12 protein-coding genes are annotated in these 14,307 nt (G+C 66.5%); 8 read left to right on the top strand and 4 right to left on the bottom strand.

The genetic code is table 11. The annotated features are described in order from the left end of the window. Nucleotides 1-27: 27 nt before the first annotated feature. The 5 genes from KEC55_RS29120 to KEC55_RS29140 all read left to right on the top strand — a co-directional run bounded on the left by KEC55_RS29120 (nt 28) and on the right by KEC55_RS29140 (nt 7,148). The gene (locus KEC55_RS29120; protein WP_282508545.1) at nt 28-1,635 is read left to right on the top strand and encodes a carboxyl transferase domain-containing protein; all 1,608 of its coding nucleotides are present in this window, start codon (nt 28-30) and stop codon (nt 1,633-1,635) included. Nucleotides 1,636-1,654: 19 nt separating this feature from the next. Beyond that, nucleotides 1,655-2,440 carry an enoyl-CoA hydratase/isomerase family protein gene (locus tag KEC55_RS29125; RefSeq protein ID WP_282508546.1) on the top strand — a complete coding sequence of 262 codons (786 nt, stop codon included), beginning with the start codon at nt 1,655-1,657 and terminating at the stop codon, nt 2,438-2,440. Nucleotides 2,441-2,476: 36 nt separating this feature from the next. Continuing rightward, on the top strand, nt 2,477-4,474 hold the full coding sequence (locus KEC55_RS29130) for an acetyl-CoA carboxylase biotin carboxylase subunit (protein WP_282508547.1): 1,998 nt from the start codon (nt 2,477-2,479) through the stop codon (nt 4,472-4,474). 313 nt (nt 4,475-4,787) lie between these two features. Beyond that, nucleotides 4,788-4,991 (top strand): hypothetical protein, encoded by a 204-nt coding sequence (locus KEC55_RS29135; RefSeq protein WP_282508548.1) that lies wholly within the window; start codon nt 4,788-4,790, stop codon nt 4,989-4,991. A gap of 42 nt (nt 4,992-5,033) precedes the next feature. Continuing rightward, nucleotides 5,034-7,148 carry a phosphocholine-specific phospholipase C gene (locus KEC55_RS29140; RefSeq protein ID WP_282508549.1) on the top strand — a complete coding sequence of 705 codons (2,115 nt, stop codon included), beginning with the start codon at nt 5,034-5,036 and terminating at the stop codon, nt 7,146-7,148. Between the two features lie 82 nt (nt 7,149-7,230). Here the strand turns inward: KEC55_RS29140 and KEC55_RS29145 are convergent, their stop codons facing one another. Then, on the bottom strand, nt 7,231-8,550 hold the full coding sequence (locus tag KEC55_RS29145) for a galactosyl transferase GMA12/MNN10 domain protein (RefSeq protein ID WP_282508550.1): 1,320 nt from the start codon (nt 8,548-8,550) through the stop codon (nt 7,231-7,233). Continuing rightward, entirely contained in the window at nt 8,547-8,741 is a 195-nt protein-coding gene (locus KEC55_RS29150) for a hypothetical protein (RefSeq protein WP_282508551.1), read from the bottom strand. The genes KEC55_RS29145 and KEC55_RS29150 overlap by 4 nt, the downstream gene beginning before the upstream one ends. 278 nt (nt 8,742-9,019) lie before the next feature. Here KEC55_RS29150 and KEC55_RS29155 point away from each other — a divergent pair, with 278 nt between their 5' ends. After that, entirely contained in the window at nt 9,020-10,162 is a 1,143-nt protein-coding gene (locus KEC55_RS29155; protein WP_282508552.1) for a DUF2827 domain-containing protein, read from the top strand. Between the two features lie 396 nt (nt 10,163-10,558). On the opposite strand, the gene KEC55_RS29160 is transcribed toward KEC55_RS29155, so the two are convergent. Further along, the gene (locus KEC55_RS29160) at nt 10,559-11,032 is read right to left on the bottom strand and encodes a hypothetical protein (RefSeq protein WP_282511508.1); all 474 of its coding nucleotides are present in this window, start codon (nt 11,030-11,032) and stop codon (nt 10,559-10,561) included. Here KEC55_RS29160 and KEC55_RS29165 point away from each other — a divergent pair. Both KEC55_RS29165 and KEC55_RS29170 read left to right on the top strand, forming a co-directional pair. Beyond that, nucleotides 10,946-11,749, top strand: a complete 804-nt coding sequence (locus tag KEC55_RS29165; RefSeq protein WP_176048470.1) for an EAL domain-containing protein — start codon at nt 10,946-10,948, stop codon at nt 11,747-11,749. The two genes, KEC55_RS29160 and KEC55_RS29165, sit on opposite strands and share 87 nt — an antisense overlap. 46 nt (nt 11,750-11,795) lie before the next feature. Continuing rightward, entirely contained in the window at nt 11,796-12,212 is a 417-nt protein-coding gene (locus KEC55_RS29170) for a hypothetical protein (RefSeq protein ID WP_282508553.1), read from the top strand. Nucleotides 12,213-12,310: 98 nt separating this feature from the next. On the opposite strand, the gene KEC55_RS29175 is transcribed toward KEC55_RS29170, so the two are convergent. Continuing rightward, nucleotides 12,311-14,284 (bottom strand): FkbM family methyltransferase, encoded by a 1,974-nt coding sequence (locus KEC55_RS29175; RefSeq protein WP_282508554.1) that lies wholly within the window; start codon nt 14,282-14,284, stop codon nt 12,311-12,313. Nucleotides 14,285-14,307 lie beyond the last annotated feature (23 nt).

The following is a 14,307-nucleotide window of genomic DNA, read 5'->3' on the forward strand; positions in this document are numbered from 1 at the left end:
CCACGTCACGCGAACGGAGCCCCGTCGATGCCGATCATCGAATCGAAACTGAACCCGCGTTCGGAAGATTTCCGCACGAATGCCGCCGCGCTCGAGGCGGTCGTCGCCGACCTGCGCGCGAAGGTCGAACAGCTTGCGCAGGGTGGCGGCCAGGCCGCGCGCGACAAGCACCTGTCGCGCGGCAAGCTGCTGCCGCGCGACCGCATCGCGCAACTGCTCGATCCGGGCGCGCCGTTCCTCGAGTTCTCGCAGCTCGCGGCGAACGGCATGTACAACGACGACGCGCCGGGCGCGGGCGTCATCACCGGGATCGGCCGCATCGCCGGCCGCGAATGCGTGATCGTGTGCAACGACGCGACGGTCAAGGGCGGCACCTACTACCCGGTCACCGTGAAGAAGCACGTGCGCGCGCAGGAGATTGCCGCGGAAAACCGGCTGCCGTGCGTGTACCTCGTCGATTCGGGCGGTGCGAACCTGCCGAACCAGGACGACGTGTTTCCCGATCGCGACCACTTCGGCCGCATCTTCTTCAACCAGGCGACGATGTCGGCGGCGGGGATCGCGCAGATCGCCGTCGTGATGGGCTCGTGCACGGCGGGCGGCGCGTACGTGCCGGCGATGAGCGACGAGTCGATCATCGTGAAAGAGCAGGGCACGATTTTCCTGGGTGGGCCGCCGCTCGTGAAGGCCGCGACCGGCGAGGAAGTCAGCGCCGAGGATCTCGGCGGCGGCGACGTGCACACGCGCCTGTCGGGCGTGGCCGACCATCTCGCGCAGAACGACGCGCATGCGTTGTCGATCGCGCGCAACATCGTCGATCATCTCGCGCCGAAGATCGCGTCGCCGGTGGCGCTGCGCGAGCCGAAGCCGCCGCGCTACGACGCGAAAAGCCTGTACGGCGTGATTCCGGTCGATACGCGCAAGCCGTTCGACGTGCGCGAGGTGATCGCGCGCATCGTCGACGATTCCGAATTCGACGAATTCAAGGCGCGCTACGGCACGACGCTCGTCACGGGCTTCGCGCACATCTGGGGCCATCCGGTCGGGATCGTCGCGAACAACGGCATCCTGTTTTCCGAATCGGCCGTGAAGGGCGCGCATTTCATCGAGCTGTGCTGCCAGCGCAAGATTCCGCTCGTGTTCCTGCAGAACATCACGGGCTTCATGGTCGGGCGCAAGTACGAGAACGAAGGCATCGCACGGCATGGCGCGAAGATGGTGACGGCCGTGTCGAATGCGAAGGTGCCGAAGTTCACGGTGATCATCGGCGGCTCGTTCGGCGCCGGCAACTACGGGATGTGCGGTCGCGCGTTCGGCCCGCGTTTCCTGTGGATGTGGCCGAACGCGCGCATCTCGGTGATGGGCGGCGAGCAGGCCGCGTCGGTGCTCGCGACGGTGCGTCGCGACGGCATCGAGGCGAAGGGTGGTTCGTGGTCGACCGATGAGGAGGAAGCGTTCAAGCAGCCGATCCGCGACCAGTACGAGCGCCAGGGCCATCCGTATTACGCGAGCGCTCGGCTGTGGGACGACGGCGTGATCGATCCCGCGCAGACGCGCGACGTGCTCGGCCTCGGCCTGGCCGCATCGATGAACGCACCGATCGACGACACGCGCTTCGGCGTGTTCCGCATGTAACGCCCGGGAGGACTGACCGATGCGATACGAAACGATCAAGGTAAGCGAAGCCGGCCGCGTGGCGACCGTCACGCTCGCACGCCCCGACGTGCGCAACGCGTTCAACGAGACGACGATCGCCGAGCTGACCACGGCGTTCGAATGGCTCGATGCGCACGAAGGCGTGCGCGCGATCGTGCTCGCCGCGGAAGGCGCCGCGTTCTGCGCGGGCGCGGACCTGAACTGGATGAAGAAGATGGCCGGTTACTCGGACGACGAGAACCGTGCCGATGCGCGCAAGCTCGCACGGATGCTCGAGGCGATCCATCGCTGCGGCAAGCCGGTGATCGCCCGCGTGCATGGCGATGCCTACGCGGGCGGGGTGGGCCTGGTGGCCGCGGCCGATATCGCGATTGCCGCCGACGGCGTGAAGTTCTGCCTGTCGGAAGCGCGGCTCGGGCTGATCCCCGCGACGATCGCACCGTACGTCGTGCGTGCGATGGGCGAGCGCGCGGCGCGCCGTTACTTCACGACGGCCGAGGTGTTCGACAGCGCGCGTGCAGCATCGCTCGGCTTCATCCACGAAGCAGTGCCGGCCGATGCGCTCGACGAAACGGTCGCGAAGCTGGCCGCGACGCTTGTCGCGAACGGCCCCGACGCGGTGAAGGCGTGCAAGCGGCTCGTCGCCGACGTGGCCGGCCGCCCGCTCGACGCGACGCTGATCGAGCAGACCGCCGACTGGATCGCGCGGACCCGCGCCGGCGCGGAAGCGCGCGAAGGGATCGCGTCCTTCCTCGAAAAGCGCACGCCGTCGTGGCGTGAATGATCGTGTGACCCTCACTCTCCGGACGACATCGAAGCCATGTTCGACAAGATTCTGATCGCCAACCGCGGCGAAATCGCGTGCCGAGTCGCCGCGACGTGCAAACGTCTCGGGATCGCGAGCGTCGCCGTCTATTCCGACGCGGACGCGAACGCGAAACACGTGGCCGCATGCGACGAAGCCGTGCACATCGGCGGTTCGGCCGCCGCGGACAGCTACCTGCGCATCGAGCGCATCATCGAAGCCGCGCGCGCGACCGGCGCGCAGGCAATCCACCCGGGCTACGGCTTCCTGTCGGAGAACGAGGATTTCGCGCATGCGTGCGAAGCGGCTGGCATCGTCTTCATCGGGCCGCCGGTCGACGCGATCGCGGCGATGGGGTCGAAGGCCGCCGCGAAGGCGCTGATGCATGCGGCTGCCGTGCCGCTCGTGCCGGGCTACCACGGCGACGACCAGGATGCCGGCAACCTGCATCGCGAAGCCGACGAAATCGGCTATCCGGTGCTGCTGAAGGCGAGTGCGGGCGGTGGCGGCAAGGGGATGCGCGTGGTCGAGCGCTCCGACGATTTCCCGGCGGCGCTCGCGTCGTGCCAGCGCGAAGCCGCGAGCAGCTTCGGCAACGACCGTGTGCTGATCGAGAAATACCTGACGCGCCCGCGCCACGTCGAAGTGCAGGTATTCGGCGACACGCTTGGCAATACCGTGTACCTGTTCGACCGCGACTGCTCGGTGCAGCGCCGTCACCAGAAGGTGCTCGAGGAAGCGCCCGCGCCGGGTCTGCCCGACGACCTGCGCCGCGCGATGGGCGAGGCGGCCGTCGCGGCGGCGCGCGCGGTCAGCTATGTCGGCGCGGGCACGGTCGAATTCATCATGACGGGCGACGCGTTCTACTTCATGGAAATGAACACGCGCCTGCAGGTCGAGCATCCGGTCACCGAAATGGTCACCGGGCTCGATCTCGTCGAATGGCAACTGCGCGTCGCGTCCGGCGAGCCGCTGCCGCTGAAGCAGGACGAGCTGCGCGTGCAGGGCCATGCGCTCGAGGCGCGTCTCTATGCGGAGAACCCGGCGCGCGGCTTCCTGCCGTCGACGGGCACGCTGAAACACTTGCGGCTGCCGGCTGGCGTCGAGTTCTCGATCGGCGCAGCGGTGCGCGTCGACAGCGGCGTGCGCGAGGGCGATGCGATCACGCCGTTTTACGATCCGATGATCGCGAAGCTGATCGTTCACGGCGCGGACCGCGCGGAAGCGCTGAGCCTGATGCTGCGGGCGCTGCGTGCATGTGAAGTGGTCGGCCTGCACACGAACGCGGCATTCCTGCAGCGCATCGTTGCGTGCGAACCGTTCGCGTCGGCCGATCTCGACACGGGCCTGATCGAGCGCAACCACGATGCGCTGTTCGCGCCGCAACAGCCGCCGCGCGCGATGCTCGCGCTCGCCTGCGCGGCGCTGCTCGCGCGTGAGCGCGGCGCGGCCGCGCAGGGTTCGTCGCCGTGGGGCACGTTGCCGGACTGGCGGCTGAACGGCGGCTATCGCCGCACGCTCGAATGGCATGCAGCCGAGCGCGAAGCGGACGTGACGGTCACGTACGAGGACGATGGCGCCGGCGCACGTATCGCGACCGGCGACGAAGCCGCGCAAGCGTTCGCATGGACGCGCGGCGCGACGCCGCTCGATTTCGACGTGACGCTCGGCGGCGTGCGCAGCAGCGGCCGCGTGTATGCGGACGGCGACACGTTCCATGTGTTCACGCAGGGCACGTCGGAAACGTTCGAATGGCGCAACCTGCTCGCGCATGCGGGCGATACGGAGCAGGGCGGCGGGCGCCTGACCGCGCCGATGCCCGGCAAGGTGATCGCGGTGCTGGTCGAACCGGGCCAGAAGGTCGAAGCGGGCACGCCGCTGATCGTGATGGAAGCGATGAAGATGGAGCACACGATTGGCGCGCCGAGCGCGGGCGTCGTCGCTGAAGTGCTGTACGGCGTCGGCGACCAGGTCGCGGATGGCGCGCAGTTGCTGATGATGGCGGAAGGCTGAGCAGCGCCTTCTCGCTGTGAACGGGCCGGCTGCCTTGGCTGCCGGCCCGAAGAAACCGCGTCGCGCTTCCCCGCGCGACCACTGTCGAATCGAACCGGCTTCGATCGCATCGATATCGACATGCCGAAGTAGTGCGAATCTTTCGATCGCATTACGCTCCAGCCACATCCACTCACGTCACCGCTCGCGCGCACATCGCGCTACGCTTTCACGCGACACCGTCGTGTAACAAGTCCAACTTAGCATCTCGCCGTCGATATGACCGGTGCGCACCCGTGCCCGCGTCACGTCATCACCCCCACGGAGAACCGTTATGCGAAAGTCGGCCCTGCGGCCTTTCGCGGTCGTTTGCCTGATCGCGCTGACAGCACTCCTCGGCGCCTGCAACGACGACCTGACTGCACCCGCCGCGCCCGTCGCGCAGCAGAAGGCCGCATGCGGCGGCGGCGTGGTCGCCACCGCGCAGATGCACTGCCCGCCGGGTTTCACTGCACCGGCATCCTCGCCCGCTTCCTGATATCGGCCGTTTCCACCAGAAATCCAATCAAGAGCAACCAGCATGGCCACCCATTCGCGACGCGATTTTCTGAAGTTCTCCGCCGGCCTCGCCGGCGCGACCGCCGCCACCGCACTGCTTCCCGAGTCGATCCGCAAGGCGCTGGCGATCGAGCCGAATTCCGTGACGGGCACGATCCAGGATGTGCAGCACATCGTCGTGTTCATGCAGGAGAACCGCTCGTTCGACCACTACCTCGGTCACCTGAGCGGTGTGCGCGGCTATAACGACCGCTTCCCGGTCACGCTGCCGAACGGCAAGCCGGTATGGTTCCAGCCGCGGCAGGAGGACAAGACGAGCGTGATCGCGCCGTTCCGCTACGACACGACCAACCCGGGCGTCAACGCGCAATGTATCGGCGGCCTGCCGCATACGTGGGCGACGACGCACGGCGCGATCGACAACGGCCGCGCGGACCAGTGGGCCGTGCAGAAGTCGAACATGACGATGGGCTATCACGTTCGCGACGACATCCCGTTCCATTACGCGCTCGCGGATGCGTTCACGGTGTGCGACAACTACTTCTGCTCGATTCCGGGCAACACGCACCCGAACCGCATGTACCTGATGACGGGCATGGTCGATCCGCTCGGCACGGGCGGCGGCCCGCTGCTCGACAACACCGACTACATCGACAACCAGTTCGACAAGATCCAGTTGCCGCCCTTCAGCTGGACGACGTATCCGGAACGGCTCGAAAAGGCCGGCATCTCGTGGCAGGTCTACCAGCAGGGCACCGGGTTCGACAACTTCACCGGCAACTACGGCACGAACATGCTGGCGTGCTTCAACAACTTCGTGAATGCGCCGGCCGGTTCGTCGCTGCAGACGCGCGGGATGAGCACGCGCCCGATCACGCAGTTGAAGGCCGACGTGCAGGCGAACGCGCTGCCGCAGGTCTCGTGGCTGCTGCCGCCCGCCGCGTATTCGGAGCATCCGAAGTTCACGCCGCTGTACGGCGCGTACTACCTGTCGACGATCCTCGATGCGCTGACGTCGAATCCGGAGGTGTGGAGCAAGACCGTCCTGCTGATCATGTACGACGAGAACGACGGCTTCTTCGACCACGTCGTGCCGCCGTCGGCCCCGACGCTGCCGGGCTCGGGCATGAGCACCGTGGATGTGTCGCTCGAGCGGCACAACGTCGTGACGTCGACGCAGACCGGCACGTATACGGCCGACAACCTGCCGTACGGCCTCGGCCCGCGCGTGCCGATGTTCGTCGTGTCGCCGTGGTCGAAGGGCGGTTTCGTCTGCTCGCAGGTGTTCGATCACACGTCGGTGTTGCAATTCATCGAGAAGCGCTTCGGCGTGGTGGAAACCAACATCTCTCCGTGGCGCCGGGCGATCTGCGGCGACCTGACGTCGGCGCTCGACTTTTCGAAATCGGATGTCTCGCTGCCGTCGCTGCCGAGCACGCAGGCGTACGTCGCGCAGGCGGACCTGCAATGCTCGCGCGCGTCGTCGCAGACCGCACCGGCCAGCACCGCGCAGCAGGTCGTGACGGCGCAGGAATCCGGCACGCGGCCGGCTCGCGCGCTGCCGTACGAACTGCACGTGACGGGCCAGCTCCAGGCGCAAGGTTATGCGGTGACGTTTGCCAATTCGGGTACGCAGGGCGCGCACTTCTGGGTCTATACGGGCGATCCGACGGCGATGCCGCGCCGTTATACGGTCGAGGCCGGCAAGCAGTTGACCGATACGTGGGCGCTCGATGCGAACGGCAACTACCTGGTGAGCGTGTGGGGGCCGAACGGCTATTTCCGGCGCTTTGCGGGTTCGGCCGCCGCGGATGCCGCCGCGAAGCCGGAAATCACGCCGTGTTACGACGTGGCGAACGGCGACGTCTACGTGACGATCGCCAATGCGGGCAGCGGCACGCTCACGGTCACGGCGACCGATGTCGCGTACGGCACGGCGGCGCGCACGCTGACGATTCCGCCGGGCAAGAGCGTCGAGGCACACTGGGATCTGTCGTGCAGCAGCCAGTGGTACGACCTGCAGTTCGCGGTGGCGGGCAATGCCGGCTGGACGCGCCGCATCGCGGGGCACGTCGAAACCGGCAAGGCCAGCGTCACCGACCCGGCGGCCGTGGCGCCGACGATCACGCCGATCTGACGGCAGCCGGTACGGCGACGCGCCGGCCGGTTGAATCCGGCCGGCGCGTCGTCTTCGAGGTCTCGATGCTGAAGCGGTGGCGTCAGCGCAGCAGGCCGTCGTCGTGCGCCATCATCAGCGCGCGCATCGCGGACCACATGCCGAAGTAATGCACGATGTAGCTGTCCGCACGGCGGAACAGCCAGGGCGTGTTGAAGCTGACGAGATCGGTCACGCCTTCGCCGTGCAACTGCCCGTCGTGCGCCATCGCGCGAATGAAATGCAGCTGGTCGCCGTCGCTCGCATAGACGCTCGAGCGGTCGTGCAGCGCGGCGATCGTCGTCATCAGGTCGCGCAGCATCGCGTCGTTGCGTTCGGTGCGGCGGAATGCCATCACGCCGGAGTTGAACGCCCACTGGCCGATATCCTGCGCGAGCAGCCAGTCGCGCCCTTCGAGCAGCGGCTCGAGCGGTTGGTGCTGGTTCGCGATCAGCACGTCGGCATCGAGCCACACGACCCAGTCATGATGCTGCAGGTACGCATGCAGCAGCCACGGCTTGAACCAGTTGCCCGTCGCGTTCAACCCGATCTCGGCGGGAATGTCGCGATGCACGTAGAGCGTGTAGCCGTGCGCATCGCAGTAGCGCCGGAAATTGCGCTCGGCGACGCGTGCGTAGCTGCCGATATTCGGCGTGTACAGCATCATCAGCGCGATCGGGCGGCCGGGGTTGTACGTGCAGCGCTCGGCGGCTTCGTCCGGTGCGGCGACGTCGTGATCGAACGAGAACATCGGCTGGCCGGCGGCGCGGCGCCGATTGATGTACGCGACGAGCATGTCGCGGAAACGCGGCGTCGCGCCCTTGCGTTCGGGATCGTGAGGCGTGTCGTCGATGCTGATCGCGAACGTCGGTTCGCGGCTCCACATCGGATCGAGGTGGGGGCCGCACGGCATGACGGCGTACAGCCCGTCGATCAATGTCATGTAGGGATGCGTGTCGAGCCCGGCGAACAGCGCGGCCTCCGACGTCGGCCTCGGCTCGCTGCCGAGCTTGCAGCGCTGCACGAGCTGCATCACGATCGCGCGCACGTCCGCGGTGTTGCGCCAGATCTGCACGTCGACCTGCGGCAGCGGCGACGCGAACGCGTCGACCAGCAGCATGTCGCGCCCGGCCATCAGGCGCTCGAGCGCGACGGGCTCGATGATTGCCGCATCTTCGCCGAGCAGCAGCACGAGTTGGTCGGGCTGCGCGTGGCGCAGCACCTGGAGCAACGATTCGTAGCGGTACAGTGGCCGCAACGGCATGGTTTGCGGCATCGCGGACGCGTCGACGATCTCGTGGCGATAGCCGTGCAACTGCGCGTACCAGCGGTGATTCTCGAGGCTGGCGGATGCGGGCTGGCTGAAATGGCTGAGGACGATCATCGCGCGCTCCGCAGGCGGGAAAGCGGCCTGCGCCGCAAGCGTTCGCCGAAGCGGCGCAGCAATCCCGGCAGCTCGCGAATGACCTGCGCGGTATTGTTCAGCTGCGGACCCCACCCGGACACGCTTTCCTGCGAGTGCCACCGCCGTTCGTCGTGGATCTTCCGGAAGACTTGCGCGGCATCGTGGTCCATTCTGTCAGCCTTTCTTGTAATCGTGGTGTGGCGTGGTCGTGCGTTGTCCGTTCGAGCCCCCCGGAAAAGCCGGCCGACTGGCGGCGCAGCGGGTGGCACGAGTATCGCATAACGATCCGGCGGATTTGCACGGCCGGGGCGGGCGCTGACCATCCCTGACAGTGTGCGGCCGGTACTCCGCTAGAATGCCGGGTTGGTCGCCGCCGCTTGACGCGGGCGACGCTTCGCGCGCTACACTGCGCCATGCCACTCCCATCCAACCTTCCATCCTGCCGACGATGACGTCTCCTGTCCTGAACGGCCTGCGCATCGGTATCACGATCGGACTGCGTGCCCCCGACGAAAGCCTGTGGATCAACGGCATCAAGCAGAACGCGCTGTTTCTCGCGAAGCTGCTGATGGCGTCGCCGCACGGCTACCGCGTGACGCTGGTCAACACCACCGATGTGCCGCTCACCGATGCGCTGCCCTGGGATCGCAGCGTCTTCGACACGCGCACGTTCGACGACATGAAGGATTCGCTCGACGTGGTGATCGAACTCGGCGGCCAGGTCAACGGGGAGCAGACGGCCTACCTGAAGGCGCGCGGCGCGAAGCTCGTCAGCTACTGCTGCGGCGTCGAGTACATCAACGTGATGGAATCGATGCTGTTCGGCCGCCGGCTGTGGGATTCGCTGTTCATCAACCGCGGCTACGACGAGGTGTGGGCGATTCCGCAGATCGCGCCCTCGTCGTTGCCGTTCCTGCAGTCGCTGCGCCGCTGCCCGGGGCGCGTCGTGCCGTTCGTGTGGGATCCGATGTTCCTGAGCGCGCGTGCCGCGTCGCTGCCCGAGCACGGTGAATACCGGCCACGCAGCGAGCCCGGCAAACGGCTGACGGTGATGGAGCCGAACCACGACGTGGTGAAGTTCTGCGTGTATCCGATGCTGATCATCGACGAAGCGTATCGGCGAGACCCCGACGCGATCTGCTTCACGCACGTGACGAATGCCCTCCATCTCGCACACGACAGCCCCGAGTTCGCGATGCTGATGAATTACCTGGACATCGTGCGTGCGGGCAAGGCGAGCTTCGTCGGCCGCTTCGACACGCCGCTGTTCCTGGCCGACCTGACCGACATCGTCGTGTCGCACCAATGGTCGAACCCGCTGAACTACTTCTATTTCGACGTGTGCTGGCAGGGCTATCCGCTCGTGCACAACGCGAGCCTCGCGCCCGATCTCGGCTACTACTATCCGGACAACGACGTGCAGCAGGGCGCCGACGCGCTGCTGCGTGCGCTGCATACGCACGACGACGACTGGGAAGCGTATACGCGGCGCCAGCGCGAGATCCTCGGCCGCTATACGTCGGCGAATCCGGCGCTCGTCGCCGAATACGACGGGCTGCTCGCGAACCTGATCGGCGCGCCGGCCGTATAAGGCCGATTTTCCACGGCGCGCATTCATTACGCTGCCGGCTGCCATCGGGGTTGTCCCGCCCTAATGTCTGACGAAATAATGCCGTTAAAAAAGAAACCGTCGAACCCGATCGGTTCGACGGTTTTGAAGGCACGAAATTGACGGCTCCGAGGGAAGTCCGTCAGAAATAATTTTATAGGTTAACAAGTCTTGAAGATTGTTAAACATGTTTCAATCCATAATCATCATATAAATAAAACTTGATATTATTGATTCAACGCAGTCGATTCTGTTTTGAGATTTAGTAATATCGTTTGAAACGTGAAAATTGAATGCTGCGATGATCGAATGATGTGCGGCAGCCGGTTTTAGCTGGATGGCGGCCCGAGCTGGAAGCCGTTGCTGCAAGCCCGTTCATCAAGGGCCGGCGGCATTTCTCGGGTCTGTATTTGTCTGATCAATTAATGATTTTTCGATTTGCGGTGCTGCAATATCGTGAAAGAAATGGATTCGGATAAAGTTGTCTGGTAGCGAAAATAAACGATCTGGATTCGGGGTTTCGTACTTTGTGTTGTGTAACCTGTCGCACTGTCGACATGGTTCGTGCATGGTGTATTGGCAGTCACTGAATATCGTTGAAAATATCGAATTTGACGGCGCGCCGAAGCGAACAGTACGCTCCCGGAAAAAATCGACATAACAGGATGGGCCGGGTAGGCGGCGGAGCGCGTCAGGGTCGGTTTGCTCCGCATGTTTGTTGAGGTCGAGCCGCGATCGGCGGCTCGCCATTTGCCGGAGCGCCGGATGAATGCGGTCGAAGCTCGCCTTGAGGCGAATCGGGAAGCGAATCGAGACGAAATCGATCTCGTGTTCGGCGCCCCCGACCATCATGCCGACCTCGCGTCGGTACGCAGTTTCGTGGAAAGCCGGCTCGGGTTCGCACATGAGCCGGTGTGCCGGGCCGACCTGTCGGGCGGTGTGCTGTACCAGGAGCGCCTGGCTCGGCTGCGGTGGGGCGAGCGCGATGCGTTGCCGCCGCTCGCGTTCCTGCCGCGCCTCGAGGCGCTCGGGCTGATGCGCTGGTTCGACCGGCTCGTGGTCGGCCGGACGATCGACGCGCTGCGCGCTGATCCGGCCGCGGTGTACGGGTGCAACGTCGCGGCGGTGAGCGCGGTCGTCGACGACGCGTGGCTGGCGATCTTCAGACGGCTCGAGCGCGAGCCGTCGGTGGCGGCGCGGCTGGTGGTCGAGATCACGGAGACAGGGCCGCTGAACCCCGTCGCGGGCCGGTCGTTCGTGAACCGCTTCCGGCAGGCCGGTTGCCGGATCGCGATCGACGATTTTGGCGTCGGTTTCAGCGCATTGAACAATCTGGTGGTCGGCAATCCCGACATCGTGAAGCTCGACCGGTCGATCCTGTCGATGATCAAACGCAACGCGATCGGGCGCTACCAGTTCCGCAGGTTGATCGCGTTCGCGCACGAAGGGGCGCGGCACGTCGTCGTCGAAGGCGTGGAGAGCGAGATCGACCGGCAGATCATCTTGGATGCCGGTGTCGCATGGGCGCAGGGCATCCGCTTTTCATGGCGGTCGCCGGCCGCCGCGTGACGGCGCGAGAGCAGGTGCAGCGGGACGAATCGCAAAGGGGTGTGGCATGGCGGGGACGAAGGCCGGAGTCGGAACGGGCACGCAGGCAACCGATGCGCGCGATCTGGTCGCGATCGCCGAGCTGGCCGACATGCTGTGGCAACTGGGCGCCGAGTCGACCGATGTGCCGATCGACGTCGCGCCGTATCTCGACGGCCTGAAGGCCATTGCGCGTCGCATTCAGCGGATGAAGCCGCTCGATGCCAACGGCCGCGAACTGGCGGCGCGGCACTATTACGCGGGTGTCATTGCCGGCGCGTGCGGCAACGATTCGGCGATCGCACGCGGCGTGTCCGATAGTCTCGTCAAGCCATCCGGCGGCGTCAGCCGGCCGGCGGCGCGTTGCTTCGCCGTGCTCGCGCGGATGGGCCGGCGGCATGGCCGTACGTTCGCCGCGCAGAGCGGCGATCGGGTGCTGGTCTAGCGCCTGTTCACGCCCGTCACGGGCTCCGGCGCGGCGCGAGACGCGCGGCCGGCGCCGGCATCATCCGCACACAGCGGCCGCGATTCGCATCCCGTCGCTCAATCCTTCCCGAATCCGCCGAGCACCAGCGCCATCGCGCGATCGACCGCGTCGTCCCATTGCCCGACGTGCGTGGCGCGCACGATCCGGATGCCGGGATAGAGCGCGGTGCGCGAGCCGGTTTCCCAGCGGGCATCGGCCTTCGGGCTGAGCAGCAGCACGGCCGGCACGCCGAGTGCGCCGGCGAGGTGGATGTGCGCGGTGCAGGTGGTCACCACGGCATCCTGCGCCAGCATCAGCGCCGCCAGGTCGCTGAAATCGCTGATCGCGTGATGCGGGAACGTCACCGGCAGGTCCGATTGCTCGGACTGTGCGGAAAGGTCTCGGTTAATGCAGTACGCGGCGTGGCCGTGCATCCGCGTCAGCGGCGCGAGGTCGCGCAGGCTGGCCGCGCGATGGAAGCGCGCGTCGCTTTCGTCGCGACCGCGCCAGTTGAGCCCGATGCGGCGCGTGCCGGCGGCATGGCCGTCGCGCTGCACACGCTCGCGCCACTCGGCGGCGTGCGCGGGCGGGCACGACAGGTACGCGGCCGCCGATCCATTGGGCGCCGGTGCGTAGCCGAATTGCGCGGCGAGCACCAGGAACGAACACCAGTAGTCGTGCGCGATCCGCGACGTGTCGACCCACGCGCCGTGCGCACCGATGAATTCGATGTGCGGGAACGTGTGACGCAGCAGGCCCGTCAGCGCGTCCGGAACGACGACGGTCACGCTCGTGCAGCCGAGCGTGTCGAGCGCGCCCAGGTAGCGCGCGTACTGGAGCTGGTCGCCGACGCCGCCGTAGCTGAGCACCAGCAGCCGCTTGCCGTGCAGCGGCTGGCCCTGGTAGAGCCGCTCCGTCGGCAGCCCGAATTGCGCGGCCGTGAGCACATTTTCGCTGGCAATCGTGGCGCGGGCCGCCTCGTCGCGCCGGCCGGCGCGCAGCAGCAGCTCGGAACGTGCCAGCTCGATGCGACCGCGCGTCGCGTCGGGGAGCGCGGCCGGATCGCCAAAGCGTTCGAGCGCCGCCAGCCCGGCATCGGGCGCACCGGCGAAGCCGTAGCACGACGCGAGTTGCAGCGCGATCGCATCGTCATCGAGCCCGTGTCCGCGCGCGCGTTGCCAGCGCGCAATTGCATGGCCCCACTCGCAGCGCGACTCGTGGTCGAGCGCGCGGTTCCAGTTCGTTTCGGGCGCGTCGGTGTCGGCGGCGGGCGCTGCCGGGTGGCGCGCATCGGTTTCGGCCGTCGTTTCGATCGTGACCTGCTCGACCGAGATGGCCAGCCGCTGCGGGTCCCAGCGCGTATTCGGCACGCAAAGCAGGTTCAGTTGGTCGACCCGGTAGAACGAGTAGTCGAGGCCGGCAAAGGTGGCGATGATCGGCGCCTCGCCGACTTTCCGGTATTCGACCCAGCACCAGGGCAGATGCGTCTCGATCAGCCGGCGCGCGCCGCGCAGCGCGTCGAGCTCCATGCCTTCGATGTCGAGCTTCAGGAAATCCAGCCGCGGCAGGCCGAGCGAGTCGAGCCTGACGACCGGTGTCGGCGTGCCGCCTTCCGCGTGCGCGTCGACGAGCGAGACCTGGCCGAAGTCGGCGTCCTGCCCGTAATCGACGTCGGGGACTTTCATCGTGCCGTTGGCGCCGGCCAGCCCCATGTTCAGCAGGTGGACGTTGTCGAGCTGGTTGAGCGCGACGGTGCCGCCGAGCGCATGGAACAGCGTGCGCTGCGGTTCGAACGCGTACACGCGGCCGCCGCGCGCACGCAACCGATGGGCGATCGGCACGCATACGAGCCCCGCATTCGCGCCGCCGTCCACAGCGATTGCATCGTTCGGCAACTGGTCGATCACGTGCATGATCGCGTCGAGCTCGGCCTGGATGTGCGGCCGCCCCGTCTTGATCAGTGCCTCGGCCTGATGCGCGCAGTGCCGGTTGATGACGAACGGGCCATGAATCGAATCGATCACGACGAAATTGCGGACGGTCTGATTCATGGGCGGTAGCGGGGACGATTGAG

The organism is Burkholderia cepacia (genome assembly GCF_029962485.1).
In the GTDB taxonomy this organism is placed as follows: domain Bacteria; phylum Pseudomonadota; class Gammaproteobacteria; order Burkholderiales; family Burkholderiaceae; genus Burkholderia.